The organism is Blautia sp. DFI.1.216 (genome assembly GCF_020594215.1).
In the GTDB taxonomy this organism is placed as follows: Bacteria; Bacillota; Clostridia; order Lachnospirales; family Lachnospiraceae; genus Blautia_A; species Blautia_A wexlerae.
This window is the reverse complement of sequence record NZ_JAJDML010000012.1, coordinates 69,215-86,942: the sequence shown is the minus strand read 5'-3', so window position 1 is coordinate 86,942 and position 17,728 is coordinate 69,215. Positions and strand designations below refer to the sequence as shown.

Below are 17,728 nucleotides of genomic sequence, written 5' to 3'. Positions count from 1 at the left end.
TGAGGAAATCCGTGGGACAGAGAATACCGGAAAAAGAAATCGCTAACTTCCAGTTTGCCGAACTGGCGAAATACAGAAAACAGCATAAGAATAATCAACAGGCAGGTAGTCTTATAACGAGACTGCCTGCCTTCTTTTATGCCTGCAAGTGCCATTTCTCAAGGGGTGTTCAAATGAACTCTTTGAACAAGTCATACATGGGATGAACTGATACAGCATTTTGTGGATTCCTATGTTATGGAAACAGATAAGAAGGCGGTATCCGCTTTTTATGACCGTGATTATATTGCAGAAAGGCTGAAGGGGCTGGAAACTGAATTGTCTTTAGAGTGTCGAATCACTCTGAATGGAGAAGAACGATGGGTTCGCAATGTGATCATACGTGGAGAGATAGAGGATTCAGAATATGCCATGATTTTCTTGCGTGATATCACAGAGGCAAAGATAGAGAGCGCACGGCATCTGCAGATGGCAGCAGATAATGCCTCCATGGAGCTGCTGATCCAGAGTATTGTGCGTCTGGTTGACCGTTTTGTTGTCTGTGATCTGGAAAATGACAGATATGAGTTCTACAACCTGAATGGACAGATGATATATAAACCTCTGGGCTTTTATCATGATTTTCAGATGCAGGTTCTTGAAAGGTATAAGACACTGGAACCACTGGAAGCTATAGATATTCTGATAGCCCCGGATAATATTCGAAAAAAACTGAAAAGTGAAAATGATATTTATAAGTTTGAGTATTGTAGCCTGGATGAAAAGACTTATAAAATCGCTTCTTATATTCCCTTGGAATGGAAGAATGGAAAGCTGGAAAAGGTATTGCTGGCATCCATGGATGTGACACAGGAGAAGAAAGCAGAGATTGAATCCCGTCAGGCACTGAAAGAGGCTTACCGGTCCGCAGAAAATGCAAATCGTGCGAAAACAGAATTCCTTTCCAATATGTCCCATGTTTTGTTATGTTTAGATTGGTTGTATCTTATAGATGCGGCAGAGGTCGATAAGAAAGGGTGCATAAACTTATGTATATGAACTACTACGGCTATTGAATAGCCGATTTTGTTAAACTCTTTGATATCCGGCAATTCCATTGCTGTGAGTACCGTTTTATCCCCATGGAGGCTTTCTATGTAAGTATCTACAGCATTGTGGATAGGATGGGGGAATAATCCATGTCAGGATGCAGGGATGCTGGCAGTAGATGCAGTTGGATGAGATGTTGTTTCAGCGGATATATAGCGGGTACTGATGGGTACTATGGAGCATCACATGATATTCCTGCTGCGGATAGACCGGTTGGTATCATAAGGTGGGGAGAGCTGGAGTGCTAGTGATCTATTCCGCGGAGGTGGTAGAATGTATAGGATACCAGAAAAATATTCTGGATATCTGCCCTTTTGTTGACAATCCGCATATAAAAGGATTACACTTTCATCAATAAAAAATAAAGGAGCACCACGAAATGGAATTACAAAAGGGAAGACCTGAGAATACAGATAATCGTCTGGACAAAGAAATCCGTGTCTATGATTTTTTAGACAAACTTGGAGTTCAATATCAGCGTATTGACCATGAGGCTGCTATGACTATGGAAGCCTGCGAAGAAATTGACCACGCCCTTGGCGACAACACCACGATCTGCAAAAATCTGTTCCTGTGCAATCGTCAGGAGACGGATTTTTATCTTCTTCTGATGCCTGGTGATAAACCGTTTAAGACAAAAGATCTCTCTGCGCAGATCCATTCCGCCAGATTATCTTTTGCCAAACCGGAATATATGGAGAAATATCTTGATATCACCCCTGGATCCGTCAGTGTATTGGGACTGATGAATGATTCTGAGAAGAAAGTACAGCTTCTTATTGATGAAGATGTCATGAAGGAGCCATACTTCGGCTGTCATCCCTGTATTAATACCTCGAGTCTCAAATTCACAACTGAAGATCTGATGCAGAAAATTATTCCAGCACTGGAGCATGAGCCTGTCACAGTGACTCTGCCGGTTCCGGAATAAGGAAAACACATAACCAAAGACACAGGAAAGCCCTCAGCTATAGATTTTGTCTATATCTGAGGGTTTTCTGAATATGGACTATTTTAAAATGCCATAATCCTGCATGAATTCCTGCTATCCTTGATACTCCAATCGCATTAGACTCATGCACTGCGTCCAGACGATTACATATGATCACTCTGGGACAGCGAATACCAAGTTCCGGTTCCGGAAATGTCGGAGAATCTTATCATAAGACCGGCCGAGAATAAAGGCTATAATACAATTATTTCGGGGGTTATATGTCTCGGGATAGTGGTGCGTAAACAGTAACAAATACCTGGGAATGTTGTTCTGTAGTTGACAATGACTCTGGGAATGATATAAAATATGGAATTGAAATTCAGCGGTTGTTCTGATACTATTTTTTTGACCATATAACCTCCGACAGAACCATTCTGTTTAGAAGTCAGGTTACCGTTGTACCCGTCTGTAAGCGGTACGCCTAATTCATTTGCAACCTCGAATTTGAAACGGTCTAACGCACCTTTTGCTTCCGGTACAGCTGTCTGGTTAGAAGATTTTGTGTTTGACATATCAATTTCCTCCTTGGTTGTTGTTTTCTTTTGAAAGTATTTTTGTGTTGCAATGCTAGTATATGAAGATGCAGAAATAATACACTGGAAGTTTTCGCATGGACAGGAAGAGCATGGAAACAGGAAAACTTGCATGATGACTGTAAGAAAAATATTAATAAATTATGAATTATGTATATTTTTTAAGTTTTAATTGCGTTTTATTTAGTGCTTTGTTATAATTACAGTTAGGATTGTGGATAAAAGATAAAATCCGCAAAATAAATAGGAGAAACGGAGAGGAGAAACTATGAACTTAGGTATAATCGCACATAACAGTAAAAAAGTACTGATAGAAGATTTCTGCATCGCTTATAAGAATATACTTGCCAAACATGAGGTCTATGCCACAGGTACAACCGGACGGAGAATAGAAGAAGCGACAAGCCTTCATGTGCATAAATTCCTTGCCGGCAGCATTGGTGGAGACAAGCAGTTTATGGAGATGGTAGAGCGTCAGGATCTTGATATGGTCATTCTGTTCTACAATCCGGTCATGATTGATCCTAAAGAACCGGATATCACAAGCATCGTGAGAAGATGCGACCAGTACAATATTCCTGTAGCGACAAATATTGCCACAGCAGAACTTCTTATTTTAGGGCTTGCAAGAGGAGACCTGGATTGGAGACTGAATCTGAAATGAGAGTGATCGCAGGTAAAGCCAGAAGGCTTAATTTGAAAACAATTCCGGGGATAGACACAAGACCTACTACTGACAGAATCAAAGAAACATTATTTAATATACTTCAGCCGGAGCTTTTGGAATGCCGTTTCCTGGATCTTTTTTCCGGAAGTGGCGGGATCGGAATCGAAGCTCTGAGCAGAGGGGCTTCTTATGCAGTGTTTGTGGAGAAGAATCCAAAAGCTGCTGCATGCATCAGAGAAAATCTTGCATTTACAAAACTGGCAGAAGATGGTAAACTGCTGAACATGGACGTGTTGCAGGCATTGCGTTCCCTTGAGGGAAAAGGTGTTTTTGATATTATTTTTATGGATCCCCCATATAATAATGAACTGGAAAGACAGGTGCTGGAATATCTGAAAGACAGCACAGTTGCAGATAAGAATACACTTATTATTGTGGAAGCGGATCTTCAGACGGATTTCAGTTATGTGGAATCTCTCGGTTACAGGCAGCTGCGTTCGAAAGAGTATAAAACAAATAAGCATGTATTTTTAGAACGTGCATAATTAACTATAATAATTTCAGAATGAATGCATTGCTTCCTGAAATTATCATAAGATTGCTGCCTGCAGGCAGCATTCGTGTTGTTATGCATATGTGTATGTGCCAGAGGAAAGAGAGAGTAAAAATAAATGAAAATAGCAGTATATCCCGGCAGCTTTGATCCGGCTACCTATGGACATCTTGATGTGATCCGGAGAGCAGCAGTTTCTTTTGACAAAGTGATAGTGGGCGTTTTACATAATTCTTCAAAAAGTCCGTTGTTTTCTGTGCAGGAACGTGTTAATATATTAGAAAAGGCGACTCAGGACGTTCCTAATGTCGAGGTAAAACCATTTGAGGGATTGTCTGTGAATTTTGCCAGAGAGAATCACGCTCAGGTGATCATACGTGGACTTCGTGCAGTTACAGATTTTGAGTATGAGCTCCAGATGGCTCAGACCAATCGTGTACTTGCACCGGATGTAGATACTGTATTTCTGACTACAAGTCTGGAATATGCATACCTGAGTTCTACAATATTGAAGGAAGTTGCACATTTTGGAGGCGACCTGAGTAAGTTTGCACCGGCCGAGATAACGGATGCAGTTATTGAGAAGATTCGTCTTACAGCAGACAACAAATAAGTTATTGTTCACATAGAGCGTACAGTAACAGAAATAGAAAATAAGGAGTGTATATACTATGAGCAGCAGAATTGAACAGATTATCGGTGAGATTGAGGAATATGTGGACAGCTGTAAATTCCAGCCACTGTCAACTACTAAGATTGTGGTAAATAAAGAAGAAATTGAGGAACTTCTGAGAGAACTCCGCCTGAAAACTCCGGATGAGATTAAACGTTATCAGAAGATCATTAACAATAAGGACGCTATCCTTGAGGATGCTCAGACTAAGGCAGATGCACTGATCGCAGATGCACAGGCAAGAGCACAGGAACTGGTAACACAGCATGAGATTATGCAGAAAGCATATGCACAGGCAAATGATACGATCAATGCAGCTAACAAACAGGCACAGGAGATTCTGGATTCTGCAACACAGGATGCAAACAGCATTCGTCTCAGCGCGATCACCTATACAGATGATATGATGGCCAATATTGGCAGTGTGCTTAATACAACATTAGAGGATGCAGGTGTGAAATACAAAACATTTATTGATTCCCTGCAGAGCTGTCTTGATGTTGTAAACCACAATCGTCAGGAACTTGCACCTCAGACAGCACAGGCTGCAGCAATTACAGGCTCTTATCATGATAATGACGGAGCGAAAGATGATGATGACGATCTGTTAGATGATCTGGGAGAGAACTAAAAATAAATCAGTTATAAATATAGAAGATGAGAAAACAAGGGGCAGGAAAATTTCCTGCCCTGATTTTGTATAATGAAATGATGACAGTTCCCGGAAAGAATTTATTTTCACAGATAGGAAATCAGACAGTAAAGAATACCTGCTGTAAGGAATGTACAGATACACTTGGAAATAAAATAAGGCAGAATGCTGAGGTCATGGTGGAGAACACCTTTTGTCTGAGCAAGGATGCACAGACCGCCGGATGCGGTGGCTGCAGCGGACAAAAGTATACGAGTCATGTATGGCAGTCCGGAAACTGAAATAAGAGAAAGTCCGGAAGTAATCTCTGTAAATCCGAGCAGCAGGTATTGATAGAGAAGTGGAAAAGGCGCATAATATCTGATACATCCTGCCAGAATGGAGAACAATAGAATATATCCTCCGAGACGTGTAATGGTTTCAAAACCGTTCATTATAGAAAAATCAAGTATATTTTTTCGAGAAGAAATCTCGGGTGAAAATTCTGGGGAATCTGAGATGGTGGCATTTTGGTACACAAAAAAACGAAAGAACAGCATACATATCAGATTTGCTGAAAAAATACTCGCAAAGACCATGCCGGCAGGTACTGTATCCTTAAGACAGGACTTACAGAGATAGGTAATGATAAAGGCAGGGCTTGGATTGTTACAGAAGGTAGTGAGATAAAGAGCTTCTTTTTTGCTGATTTTATGTAATCCATACAGATCAGAGGCAAGTTTGGCTCCCAGAGGATAACCACACAGCATTCCGAGAACGAAAACATAACCACCCCAGATGCTGACACCCGGAAAAATATGAAAGAATGATTCAAATGGCAGGAGAAGTTTCCGGATATGACCGGTATGTGTAAGCATTCCTGTGAGAATAATAAATGGGAGAAGCGTTGGGATTAATGTATTCAGCCACAGAGTCATTCCGGCTCTGGCACAGGACAGACTTTCAGCAGGATGTAGCAGAAGAAAGACAAGAAGAAAACAAATACCACCGGTGAGTATGGTGTTTTTGGACATACAACAACCTCTTTGCAATTGTTTGCCATTCTTTATAAAATTTATATGGCGCAGAATGAAAATAAATGCTATAGTATTTGGGTAAAATATATCTGGAAAATTTGTCGTATATCGGGAAAACAATGGTATATTATAAGACAAATGTGTGATTTTTGGAGGTAATATAATTATGGCAGTTTTAGAGAATTGTGAACCCAAAAGAGTGTTCCATTATTTTGAGGAGATATGCAAAATTCCTCATGGCTCAGGAAATACAAAGCAGATCAGCGACTATCTGGTTCAGTTTGCAAAGGATCATGATCTGAAATATGTTCAGGATGAGATGAATAATGTGGTTATTTATAAACCGGGCACAGCGGGATACGAGAATGCTCCTGTAGTGATCATTCAGGGACATATGGATATGGTATGTGAGAAACGTCCGGATGTAGAGCATGATTTTACAAAAGACGGATTAAATCTTTCTGTAGAAGGTGACTATGTATCTGCAAACGGAACAACCCTTGGTGGTGATGACGGAATTGCTGTTGCTTATGGTCTTGCACTTCTGGAAAGTGATACAATTGCTCATCCGCCGCTTGAAGTGTTTATTACTGTAGATGAGGAAATCGGTCTTCTGGGTGCAGTTGGATTTGACTGCAGTGTATTAAAAGGAAGAAGATTTATCAATCTGGATTCTGAAGCAGAAGGAAGCCTCTGGATCAGCTGTGCAGGCGGACTTTCCGGAGTCAGCCATATTCCAGTGACAAGACTGGATGCAGAGGGAGAGAAGCTGACAGTTAAGATCAGCGGACTGATGGGCGGTCATTCCGGAGCTGAGATTGACAAGAATCGTGCAAACGCAAATTCTCTTCTCGGAAAATTTCTCCATGGTCTGGATGAGAAAACAGATTTTGAACTGATCAGTGTGCAGGGCGGACAGAAAGATAATGCCATTACAAGGGAGGCTACAGCAGAAATCCTTGTTCTTGAAGAAAATGTAGATGCTGTCAGAGAATATGCGGCTTCTGTGCAGGGAGCATGGAGAGAAGAGTATGCAGGAACTGATGAGGGTATCACAGTAACTGTTGAAGATGAGGGAAAACAGGAAGTAAGGGTTCTTCATCCCACAAGTAAAGAAAAAGTAATTTTCTTCCTTGTAAATGTACCTTATGGTGTTCAGAAAATGAGCGGAACGATCAAAGGACTGGTAGAGACTTCTACGAATATTGGTATTCTGAAGACTTCTGAGAATGAGGTAATGGGAAGTTCCAGTATCAGAAGTTCTGTGGAGACAGCCAGAGATTCCCTTTCTGACAAGATTGCCTATCTGACGGAGTTCCTTGGCGGAGAGTATGAGAGACAGGGCGTTTATCCTGCGTGGGAGTATCGCAAGGATTCACCGCTTCGTGATAAGATGGTGGAAGTATATGAGGAAATGTATGGACAGAAACCGAATGTGGTGGCAATCCATGCAGGACTTGAGTGTGGACTTTTCTATAAGAAGATGGAAGGACTTGACTGTGTGTCTCTGGGACCTGATATGAAGGATATTCATACGTCTGAAGAGGTGCTTAGTATTTCTTCTACAGAGAGAGTCTGGAAGTATCTGGTGAAAGTTCTGGAGGCTCTTAAAGAGTGATGTTGGAAGCATCCCTGTTGCGCTTTGGCGGCAGGGGTGCTTTTTTGAATGTTCTATATGTCCGGTGCTTTGCATATACTGTATCAGAATGCGGAACTAGGCATTTCTAAAAAAAACAGAAACTATTCATATTAGCGAGATATTTTTCAAAATCTATGCTATAATAACAAAATGTATGAAATGCAAGGAGCGAGTGAAAATGGAAATACAGTTATGGAGAAGCATTTTGTGCCCGTATGAACTGGCTGTGAGAGAGCTGGAAGTGAAATTCAATCACATTATTGATGAATGTAAAGAGAATGATGTTTACTGCCCGATTGAGCAGGTGGAGGGCAGGGTTAAGAGCGTGAGCAGTATTCTTGAGAAAATGCAGCGCAAGCATATTCCTATGGAGAGAATGGAAGAAGAACTGGAGGATATTGCCGGTGTTCGTATTATCTGCCAGTTTGAGGAGGATATAGAGACGGTTGCTTCCCTGATCCAGAAGAGAAGCGATATGGTTATAAAGAGTGAGAAGAATTATCTGAAGCATATTAAACAGAGTGGTTACAGAAGTTATCATCTGATTATTTATTATACAGTGGATACGATCAAAGGGCCAAAGAAGCTGCAGGCGGAGATACAGATCCGTACAATGGCTATGAACTTCTGGGCGACGATTGAGCATTCCCTGCAATATAAATATAAAGGGGATATGCCGGAGCATGTGGCAGAACGTCTGAGCAAGGCAGCAGATGCCATTAATGCTCTTGACCATGAGATGTCTTCTGTGCGGAATGAGATTATGGATGCACAGAATTCGTCACAGATGCAGTCTAATCTGGTGAAGGATATTCTGATCAACATTGAAAATCTGTACAAGATTGCAAATAAGCGGGAGATTATGAAGATTCAGGATGAGTTCCTGAGAGTATTTAAAACAAAAGATCTTCAGCAACTGAAGCGGTTCCACAGACAGCTTGATATTATATCCGAAGGATACCGGGCACAGGCAGTGTATCATCATGTCTGATTATTATCCGGAAATGATAATTTGAAAGGTTTGCTGCAGATGTAGAACTGTGTGGCGGATGATCGTATCCGCATGACTATAATACATACGAGGAAAATATAAATGCAGGATTTTTTACCGGTAACAAAGAAAGAAATGAAACAGAGAGGGTGGGAGCAGGTAGATTTTGCCTATATTACAGGTGATGCCTACGTGGACCATCCTTCCTTTGGTACTGCGATCATCAGCAGACTGTTGGAGAGTCGTGGGTATAAAGTGGGGATCATTCCTCAGCCTGACTGGAGAAAGAAGGAGAGTATTCAGGTATTTGGAGAGCCTCGACTGGGATTTCTGGTGTCTGCGGGAAATATGGACTCTATGGTAAATCACTATACAGTCTCTAAAAAGCACAGGCAGAAAGATTCCTATTCACCGGGAGGCCAGATGGGACTTCGTCCTGACCGCGCGGTGATCGTGTACAGCAATCTGATCCGTCAGACTTATAAAAAGACACCCATTATCCTGGGTGGGATTGAAGCCAGCCTGAGACGACTGGCACATTATGATTATTGGGAGAATAAAGTAAAACACAGTGTACTCCTTGATTCCGGGGCAGATATGATTTCCTATGGAATGGGTGAGCATTCGATCATAGAGATTGCAGATGCGCTGGCGAGTGGACTGCCGGTAGAGGAACTTACCTATATTGCAGGAACTGTATTTAAGTGCAGGGATCTGTCGAGAGTTTATGATCCGATTATTCTTCCTTCTTATGAGGAAGTAAAAGTAAACAAGAAGGTTTATGCAGACAGCTTTGCCATTCAGTATCAGAATACAGATCCATTCAGCGCCAGACCAATGGCAGAATCTTATGGGACAAAGGGATATATTATACAGAATCCTCCTGCTCTGCCCCTGACACAGGAGGAAATGGATGATGTATATGCCCTGCCTTATACGGAGAAAGTTCATCCCATGTATGAGAAGCTGGGCGGAATTCCGGCACTGGAAGAAATCAAGTTCAGCCTGACAAGCAACAGAGGGTGCTTTGGCGGCTGTAATTTCTGCGCCCTGACTTTTCATCAGGGAAGAATTCTTCAGACCAGAAGTCATGAGTCTCTGATCGAAGAAGCTACCAGAATGACAAATGATCCTGAGTTCAAGGGTTATATTCACGATGTGGGTGGTCCCACAGCAGATTTCAGACAACCATCTTGTCAGAAACAGCTCACGAAAGGGGTCTGCAAGAATAAGCAGTGCCTGTTTCCCACGCCATGCAAAAACCTAACTGTAGATCATTCGGATTACGTTTCTCTGCTTCGGAAGCTGCGGAAGATCCCGGGAGTGAAGAAGGTATTCATCCGCTCCGGTGTACGCTTTGATTATGTGGTGGCAGACAGGGACAAGACTTTTTTGCGTGAACTGGTGGAACATCACGTAAGTGGGCAGTTGCGTGTGGCACCGGAACATGTGTCTGATCAGGTTCTGAAGTATATGGGAAAACCAAGTCACAGCGTCTATCAGCAGTTTCTTAAGGAATATGATGCGGCAAACAGGCAAACAGGAAAGCAGCAGTATGCTGTCCCGTATTTCATGTCCTCCCATCCGGGATGTACCATGAAAGAGGCAGTAAAACTTGCGGAATATGTCCGGGATCTTGGCTTTACCCCGGAACAGGTACAGGATTTCTATCCAACCCCGTCTACTCTTTCTACCTGTATGTACTATACGGGAATCCATCCTCTTACAGGTGAGAAGGTATATGTGCCGAAGAACCCCCATGAAAAAGCAATACAGAGAGTTTTGATGCAGTACAAGAATCCTGCAAACAGAGAACTGGTGCTGGAAGGCCTCAAAATGACCGGAAGAATGGACCTGGTAGGTTACGGCCCTAAATGTTTGATCCGGCCGCTTCGAGAGAATCATGGAGGCCAACAGCATACTCAGGGCAGTAGTCGGAATGCGAAAAACAGCAGAAATAGCAAAAATAACAAAAACAGTTCAGCATCTGCAAAGAAGAATACTATCAGAAATATACATAAGAAAAATTCCAGAGGAGGACGTAAGTGACAGAAAAGAAAAACAGAAATAAAAAACAAAGTAAAGCGAAAACATCTTCAAAAGTATCCAAAGGGAACTTCGGATATTTCAGAAGTGAAAAGAGACGCCGCCTGATCATCACTGCAATTCTTTTTGCAGTACCCTTATTCATCTTTTTTACATCCTGGTTCTATTTTAAGACAAGAATGACTGTCTGGACAGTTGTAACTGTAGTTGGCTGTCTTCCGGCATGTAAATCCATGGTGAATCTGATCATGATTCTGAAATGCAGACCAATGGATGCCGGATTATATCAGAAAATCCATGAGCATCAGGGCAGTCTGGATATGGCATATGAACTTTACATGACTTTTTATGAAAAAAGTGCCTATATTGATGCAGCAGCAGTATGTGGAAATACAGTAGTGGCTTACAGCAGTGATCCGAAAATCGATGCATCTTTCATGGAAACCAATTCCCAGAAGATCATCCGTAAAAACGGTTATAAAGTGACGGTGAAAATTTTTACAGATCTCCGTCCGTTCCTGGAACGTCTTGATTCCATGAACGATCACAGAGAAAGTCTGGAAGAAGGAATCAAATTTACCCCGGACGAAAAATATCCGGATCTTTCCAGAAACGAACTGATCCGACAGACCATTCTGGCATTGTGTCTGTAGTCGCCGGAATTCAATTACAAAATATATCTATAGCAATGTGTTATTTCGGAGTTTGGTATAATTATACAGGAACAATTAAATATGAAAGAATTTATTATAGAAGAAAATGAAGCGGGCCAGCGCTTTGATAAATATCTGGCCAAGCTTCTCAGAGAAGCACCTAAAAGTTTTTTTTACAAAATGCTTCGCAAAAAGAACATCACTCTAAATGGAAAGAAAGCCACAGGAAACGAAAAACTTCTCAAAGGCGACACCATCAAACTGTTTCTGAGTGATGAAACTTTCGATAAATTTGCAGGAAGCAGTCAGGCAGCAAGAGCATACTGCGAACTGGATATTGTTTACGAGGATCCTGATATCATTATCATCAATAAACCGGCAGGGATGCTTTCACAGCCGGCAGATGACGGGGAACCGTCCCTTGTAGAATATCTGACCGGCTACCTTTTAAAGAAAGGTGATCTTACAGAAGAACAGCTCAAAACCTTCAGACCTTCTGTATGTAACCGACTTGACCGTAATACCAGTGGAATGGTCTGTGCAGGTAAAAGCCTTGCCGGTCTGCAGTTTCTGTCCAGGATATTCCACGACAGAACACTTCACAAATACTACATCTGCCTCACAAAAGGCAAAATAGAAAAACCGGATCATATCAGGGGTTATCTGCACAAAGATAAAAAAACAAACAAAGTAATCGTAAGCAGACAGGAATTCAAAGATTCCCTGCCGATTGAAACGAAATATCGTCCTCTTGGCAGCAACGGAAAAATAACTCTTCTGGAAGTTGAGCTGATCACAGGCCGTACTCACCAGATTCGTGCTCACCTTGCAGGAACAGGACATCCATTGCTTGGAGACACCAAATACGGAGATTCTGAATTTAATAAGCAATACATCCGCCATGGAGTCAGGCATCAGCTTCTCCATGCATACAGGTTAGTAATTCCGGAGACAGACCAGACCTTTGTGGCGCCGGCACCGGAGCTTTTCTGTAAAATCATCAAAGAGGAAAATCTTGAGGAGGCTTATCATGAGAATCTGGAAAGAAATATGGGATTACGCAAAAATGATCATCATAGTAGTAGTGATCGTAACGCTTGTGAATAGCGTAGTACTGATCAATGCCAAAATTCCTTCCGAATCAATGGAAAAAACCATTATGACAGGAGACCGTATTTTCGGATTCCGCCTTGCATATGGACTCAATCTGGATTTCTTCGGACATGAAATATCAAAAAAAATAAAAGATCCGGAACGTTTTGACATTGTTATTTTCAAATACCCGGATGACGAAAGCAAGCTTTTTATCAAACGAGTCATCGGACTTCCGGGAGAAAAAGTACAGATTAAGGACGGCAAAGTCTATATCAATGATTCAGAGATTCCTCTGGATGACAGTTTCGTTCCGGAAAAACCAAGGGGCAGCTTTGGCCCGTATGAAGTTCCCGAAAACAGCTATTTCGTCCTGGGTGATAACCGCAATCATTCCAAAGACTCCCGTTGCTGGAAAAGCACCAGTTTTGTGACATTTGATGAGATTGTCGGAAAGGCAGTTATCAGGTATTATCCGTCGGTAAAATTATTGAAGTAGAAAATAAAATTTACGGAGAAATAAAGTGGCAACATGGAACAGCAGAGGTTTGCGGGGATCCACTCTGGAGGATCTTGTAAATCGTACAAATGAACAATACAGAGAAAAGGGACTGGCACTTATCCAGAAAATTCCCACTCCGATCACACCTGTCCGTATGGATAAGGAAAACCGTCATATTACGCTGGCATATTTCGAGCAACGAAGCACTGTAGACTATATCGGAGCAGTACAGGGTATCCCTGTCTGCTTTGATGCCAAAGAATGTGCGGCGGATACTTTTCCGCTTGCGAATATCCATCCTCATCAGGTGGAATTTATGCAGGCATTTGAAAAGCAGGGAGGGGTGGCTTTTTTTCTTATATTCTACAGCCATGAAAACCAGTTCTATTACCTTACACTGCGCAGTCTCCTTACTTTCTGGAACCGGATGCAGGAAGGCGGCCGCAAGAGCTTCCGGCGCGAAGAACTGGAGCCTCAGTACTATTTGAATAAAAAAAGCGGGTTTCTTGTGCCCTTTCTGGATGGGATTCAGATTGATCTTGATGAGAGGGAATAGAAGAGGGACGCGCAGAAATTTATTTTATTTCCGGTGCGGTTTCGGCATCTAAGAGTTTCTAAGGCAAAAAAAATCTGCTAAAAGCATGAGCCGTCTTCTCAAACTCGCTCCGTCGCCGACTTCGCTCAGACAGTGAAACAGCCGGCTCATAACGCAGATTTTTTTTGCCTAAGAAACTCTAGAGTGTGTCTGAAAAATCATTCCCGCAATCTGCACGCCCCACTTTGCGGGATATTTCACCCGAATTCAGTTGCCGTAGCCCGCTACGGCGCCCTCATCCGGGCAAAATATTCCACAAATTGTGACGCACATCTTGCAGAAAGCCTTTTTCAGACACGCTCTAAGATACCTGCAAATGCACCGGAAATAAAATAAATTTCTGCGCTGTGTATTGGCAGTAACCATGAAGAAATCAACTGGCTGGCATACTATAGCAAGCCTCTTATAATGTATATTGATTCAGTTCATCAGAGCGTAAAATCCTGCGTCAGATATCCTTGATGTGCGTCAGCACGCCTGTAGGTATCTGCCTTGTCTTTCGCACTCGGCTGAACTGTCTTAAATGCATTAGTTAATAGACTTGCTATAGCCGTCATAATCTTCCACATTGCGAAAACCAGCTCGGAAACATATTGTATTTGAGGTGCATTTGCAGGTGTCTTAGAGATTCTTAGTTTTCAGGAAATCTGCGTTATGAGAAGAAAAGCCCCTTGTCTGAGCGACAGCGAGTAATTCCGGGCTTTTCTTCTCATGGTTTTAGCAGATTTCCTGAAGACTTAGAAGCTCTTAGATACCGAAACCGCACCTCAAATACAATATGTTTCTGAGCGTCCCTCTAAACATATAATAATAACATTAACTGTACTTGACATTTTTCTAAAAAACAATTATAATTCTATCTAGTTTCACATTACTTTAGTAGCACGTTACTGTACTAAAGCGAAATCGGCAAAGTAATAACAACCACAATACATAACCAAGAGGAGGACCACCCATGCAGCGTATTTTCCACACCCCTGAAGGTGTAAGAGACATCTACAACGGCGAATGCAGCCAGAAAAGAAAGGTACAGGAGAAAATCCATCGCGTCTTCCACCAGTATGGCTATGAAGACATAGAAACCCCGACATTCGAATACTTTGAAGTATTCAGCCGCGAAGTAGGAACCATCCCATCCAAAGAACTTTATAAATTCTTTGACAGAGAAGGCAATACCCTGGTACTCAGACCTGACTTCACCCCGTCTGTATCCAGAGCCTGTGCAACCTACTTTTCCCCGGACAAAGAACCTGTAAGCCTCTGCTACACAGGAAACACATTTATTAATAACACCAGCTACAGAGGACATCTCAAAGAAACCACACAGATGGGAGTAGAACGGATCGGTGATGAATCCGCAGATGCAGATGCAGAACTTCTTGCCATGACAGTGGAATGCCTTCTGGCAGCAGGTCTTACAGAATTTCAGGTCAGTGTCGGACAGGTAGATTACTTCAAATCCTTATTAAAAGAAGCCGAACTCGGTCCGGAAGCAGAAGAACGTCTTCGTGTTTTGATCTCGCAGAAAAATTCTTTCGGAGTAGAAGAGTTTGTAGAAGAACAGAAACTCAAAGACAGTATGCAGAAAGCCTTTACTGAAATCCCACAGATGTTTGGTTCAGAAGAAGTCTTAAAGAAAGCCAGAAGTCTGACAAACAACGCCTGCGCACTGGAGGCAGTTTCCAGACTGGAAGAAATCTATGAGATTATGAAAAACTACGGATATGAAAAGTATATCTCTTTCGATTTTGGAATGCTTAGTAAATATCAGTACTATACAGGTATCATTTTCCAGGCATATACTTACGGAACCGGTGAACCTATGATCAAGGGAGGCCGTTACAATGGCCTGATGAAACACTTTGGCAAACCTGCGGCATCTATCGGATTTGCCCTTGAAGTAGATAACCTTCTTCTTGCACTTTCCAGCCAGAAACTGATCTCTGAGAAAGAGGAGAAGCCGGAAGTGATCGAATACGAGCCACAGAACCGTACAGAAGCCATTAAAGAGGCACAGAAACTTCGTGCAGAGGGCAGATGTGTGGCATTACGTTTGAAAAAGGAGGCCAGATAAGCCATGAGATACCTGACAGTTGCCCTGACAAAAGGCAGACTTGCCAACAAAACAATGGAGATGTTTGAGAAAGCAGGAATCACCTGCGAAGAGATGAAAGATAAAGATTCCCGTAAACTGATCTTTACCAATGAAGAACTGAAGATGAAATTCTTCCTTGCAAAAGGGCCGGATGTTCCTACCTATGTAGAGTATGGTGCGGCAGATATCGGAATTGTGGGAAAGGATACGATCCTGGAGGAAGGCCGTAAGCTTTATGAAGTGATGGATCTTGGATTTGGAAAATGTAAGATGTGTGTCTGTGGACCGGAGAGTGCCAGAGAGGTTCTGGAGAACAACCAGCTGATCCGTGTGGCGACTAAATATCCAAATATTGCCAAGGATTACTTCTTTAACAGAAAACACCAGACAGTAGATTTGATCAAATTAAACGGTTCCATTGAACTGGCACCCATCGTTGGTCTGTCTGAAGTGATCGTAGATATTGTGGAGACCGGAAGTACACTGAAGGAAAACGGACTGAAGGTGCTGGAAGAGGTCTGCCCGCTGTCTGCCAGAATGGTAGTCAATCAGGTGAGCATGAAGATGGAAAATGAGAGAATCCGTAAACTTATTGAAGACTTAAGAAGAGTTCTTCAGGAGGAGATGTAAAGATGCGTACAGTAAAATTAACAAAAGAATCAACAAAGGATATTCTTGAGAATCTGCTGAAAAGAAGCCCGAATAACTATGGGAAATTTGAATCCACAGTAGCTCAGATCCTTGATAAAGTAAAAAATGAAGGGGACGCAGCTCTTTTTGCCTATACAAAAGAATTTGACAAAGCTGATGTGACAAAAGAGACTATCCGCGTCACAGATGCAGAAATTGAAGAGGCTTATGCGCAGATTGATCCTGCACTTCTTGGAGTGATCCGCAAAGCTCTGGTCAATATCCGTCAGTATCATGAAAAACAGATCCAGAACAGCTGGTTTACAAGCACAACAGATGGAACTATGCTTGGACAGAAAGTAACACCGTTAAATCGTGTGGGTGTCTATGTACCCGGTGGAAAAGCAGTTTATCCGTCTTCTGTACTGATGAATATTGTACCTGCGAAAGTGGCAGGAGTCCCGCATATTGTTATGACAACACCGCCCGGAAAGGATGGCAAAGTATGCGCTTCCACACTGGTAGCAGCCAAAGAAGCAGGAGCAGATGAGATTTATAAGGTGGGTGGTGCACAGGCGATCGGTGCCCTTGCTTTCGGAACAGAGAGTATTCCGAAGGTAGACAAGATCGTAGGTCCCGGAAACATTTTCGTAGCTCTTGCAAAGAAAGCAGTATATGGCTATGTAAGCATTGACTCCATTGCAGGACCGAGTGAGATCCTTGTTCTTGCAGATGAGACAGCTAATCCGCATTTTGTGGCAGCTGACCTTCTTTCCCAGGCAGAGCATGATGAACTGGCATGTGCTATCCTGATCACTACAAGTGAGGAATTTGCGAAGAAAGTAGATGAAGAAGTAAAAGGTTTCGTGGAGGTTCTTTCCAGAAAAGAAATCATTCAGAAGTCTCTTGATAACTTTGGATACATTCTGATCGCAGAGGATATGGACGAGGCGATTGAGGCAGCCAATGAAATCGCTCCGGAACATATGGAGATCGTGACAGCCAATCCCTTTGAAGATATGATGAAAGTGAAGAATGCAGGTGCGATCTTTATCGGAGAGTACAGTTCCGAGCCACTGGGAGATTATTTTGCAGGTCCGAACCATGTACTTCCTACAAACGGAACAGCCAAATTTTTCTCAGCCCTTTCCGTAGATGATTTCATAAAGAAATCAAGTATTGTATATTACTCAAAATCCGCACTGCGTAATATACACAAAGATATCATTCAGTTTGCAACTTCTGAGCAGCTTACTGCACATGCAAATTCTATTGCAGTTCGTTTTGAGGATGAAGATAAAGAATAAT

17 protein-coding genes and 4 pseudogenes are annotated in these 17,728 nt (G+C 42.2%); 18 read left to right on the top strand and 3 right to left on the bottom strand.

Annotated elements, in window-relative coordinates:
- The 3 genes and pseudogenes from LJE11_RS06875 to LJE11_RS06865 form a co-directional block, all read left to right on the top strand.
- A partial coding sequence (locus tag LJE11_RS06875) for a hypothetical protein (RefSeq protein ID WP_227295731.1) occupies window positions 1-206 on the top strand: 206 nt, incomplete at its 5' end.
- Window positions 190-1,038 (top strand): annotated as a pseudogene (locus LJE11_RS06870) (ABC-three component system middle component 6); the annotation flags it as partial. The gene LJE11_RS06875 and the pseudogene LJE11_RS06870, both read left to right, overlap by 17 nt.
- 430 nt (window positions 1,039-1,468) lie before the next feature.
- Entirely contained in the window at window positions 1,469-2,020 is a 552-nt protein-coding gene (locus LJE11_RS06865) for a prolyl-tRNA synthetase associated domain-containing protein (protein WP_008704233.1), read from the top strand.
- A 389-nt stretch (window positions 2,021-2,409) separates the two neighbouring features.
- Here LJE11_RS06865 and LJE11_RS20280 read toward each other — a convergent pair.
- Window positions 2,410-2,595 (bottom strand): annotated as a pseudogene (locus LJE11_RS20280) (small, acid-soluble spore protein, alpha/beta type); the annotation flags it as partial.
- A 289-nt stretch (window positions 2,596-2,884) separates the two neighbouring features.
- Here LJE11_RS20280 and LJE11_RS06855 point away from each other — a divergent pair.
- The 4 genes from LJE11_RS06855 to LJE11_RS06840 all read left to right on the top strand — a co-directional run bounded on the left by LJE11_RS06855 (window position 2,885) and on the right by LJE11_RS06840 (window position 5,140).
- Complete coding sequence (locus tag LJE11_RS06855) at window positions 2,885-3,280, top strand: methylglyoxal synthase (protein ID WP_008702973.1); 396 nt, start codon at window positions 2,885-2,887, stop codon at window positions 3,278-3,280.
- Complete coding sequence (gene rsmD / locus LJE11_RS06850; protein ID WP_020993877.1) at window positions 3,277-3,828, top strand: 16S rRNA (guanine(966)-N(2))-methyltransferase RsmD; 552 nt, start codon at window positions 3,277-3,279, stop codon at window positions 3,826-3,828. The genes LJE11_RS06855 and rsmD overlap by 4 nt, the downstream gene beginning before the upstream one ends.
- Before the next feature lie 126 nt (window positions 3,829-3,954).
- Window positions 3,955-4,449 carry a pantetheine-phosphate adenylyltransferase gene (coaD, locus tag LJE11_RS06845; protein ID WP_055058006.1) on the top strand — a complete coding sequence of 165 codons (495 nt, stop codon included), beginning with the start codon at window positions 3,955-3,957 and terminating at the stop codon, window positions 4,447-4,449.
- A gap of 58 nt (window positions 4,450-4,507) precedes the next feature.
- On the top strand, window positions 4,508-5,140 hold the full coding sequence (locus LJE11_RS06840; protein WP_008702979.1) for a hypothetical protein: 633 nt from the start codon (window positions 4,508-4,510) through the stop codon (window positions 5,138-5,140).
- Between the two features lie 107 nt (window positions 5,141-5,247).
- Here LJE11_RS06840 and LJE11_RS06835 read toward each other — a convergent pair whose 3' ends face one another.
- Complete coding sequence (locus LJE11_RS06835) at window positions 5,248-6,174, bottom strand: hypothetical protein (RefSeq protein WP_118339409.1); 927 nt, start codon at window positions 6,172-6,174, stop codon at window positions 5,248-5,250.
- Window positions 6,175-6,343: 169 nt separating this feature from the next.
- Here LJE11_RS06835 and LJE11_RS06830 point away from each other — a divergent pair, with 169 nt between their 5' ends.
- From LJE11_RS06830 to LJE11_RS06800, 7 genes are all read left to right on the top strand, one after another.
- A complete protein-coding gene (locus LJE11_RS06830) occupies window positions 6,344-7,795 on the top strand; it encodes an aminoacyl-histidine dipeptidase (protein WP_020993878.1) in 1,452 nt (483 codons plus the stop codon).
- A 199-nt stretch (window positions 7,796-7,994) separates the two neighbouring features.
- Window positions 7,995-8,807, top strand: coding sequence for a GTP pyrophosphokinase (locus tag LJE11_RS06825; protein WP_025576989.1), 813 nt, complete (start codon window positions 7,995-7,997; stop codon window positions 8,805-8,807).
- 102 nt (window positions 8,808-8,909) lie between these two features.
- Window positions 8,910-10,856, top strand: coding sequence for a YgiQ family radical SAM protein (locus LJE11_RS06820; RefSeq protein WP_118613718.1), 1,947 nt, complete (start codon window positions 8,910-8,912; stop codon window positions 10,854-10,856).
- On the top strand, window positions 10,853-11,506 hold the full coding sequence (locus LJE11_RS06815; protein ID WP_008702984.1) for a hypothetical protein: 654 nt from the start codon (window positions 10,853-10,855) through the stop codon (window positions 11,504-11,506). Before LJE11_RS06820 ends, LJE11_RS06815 begins: the two co-directional genes overlap by 4 nt.
- 81 nt (window positions 11,507-11,587) lie before the next feature.
- Window positions 11,588-12,613, top strand: coding sequence for an RluA family pseudouridine synthase (locus tag LJE11_RS06810; RefSeq protein ID WP_055149671.1), 1,026 nt, complete (start codon window positions 11,588-11,590; stop codon window positions 12,611-12,613).
- Complete coding sequence (gene lepB, locus LJE11_RS06805) at window positions 12,537-13,097, top strand: signal peptidase I (RefSeq protein WP_008702987.1); 561 nt, start codon at window positions 12,537-12,539, stop codon at window positions 13,095-13,097. The genes LJE11_RS06810 and lepB overlap by 77 nt, the downstream gene beginning before the upstream one ends.
- A gap of 25 nt (window positions 13,098-13,122) precedes the next feature.
- The gene (locus tag LJE11_RS06800) at window positions 13,123-13,656 is read left to right on the top strand and encodes a Holliday junction resolvase RecU (protein WP_008702988.1); all 534 of its coding nucleotides are present in this window, start codon (window positions 13,123-13,125) and stop codon (window positions 13,654-13,656) included.
- 168 nt (window positions 13,657-13,824) lie between these two features.
- On the opposite strand, the pseudogene LJE11_RS20275 reads toward LJE11_RS06800, so the two are convergent.
- Window positions 13,825-13,947, bottom strand: a pseudogene (locus LJE11_RS20275) (DUF6783 domain-containing protein).
- Between LJE11_RS20275 and LJE11_RS20270 the strand changes: the two are divergent.
- From LJE11_RS20270 to hisD, 4 genes and pseudogenes are all read left to right on the top strand, one after another.
- Window positions 13,906-14,031: pseudogene (locus tag LJE11_RS20270) on the top strand (DUF6783 domain-containing protein); the annotation flags it as partial. The pseudogenes LJE11_RS20275 and LJE11_RS20270 sit on opposite strands and share 42 nt — an antisense overlap.
- A gap of 619 nt (window positions 14,032-14,650) precedes the next feature.
- Window positions 14,651-15,769, top strand: a complete 1,119-nt coding sequence (gene hisZ, locus LJE11_RS06795; protein WP_022381095.1) for an ATP phosphoribosyltransferase regulatory subunit — start codon at window positions 14,651-14,653, stop codon at window positions 15,767-15,769.
- 3 nt (window positions 15,770-15,772) lie between these two features.
- Window positions 15,773-16,420, top strand: a complete 648-nt coding sequence (hisG, locus tag LJE11_RS06790; protein WP_008702990.1) for an ATP phosphoribosyltransferase — start codon at window positions 15,773-15,775, stop codon at window positions 16,418-16,420.
- A 2-nt stretch (window positions 16,421-16,422) separates the two neighbouring features.
- Window positions 16,423-17,727, top strand: coding sequence for a histidinol dehydrogenase (gene hisD / locus LJE11_RS06785; protein ID WP_008702991.1), 1,305 nt, complete (start codon window positions 16,423-16,425; stop codon window positions 17,725-17,727).
- The last annotated feature ends 1 nt before the right edge of the window (window position 17,728 follow it).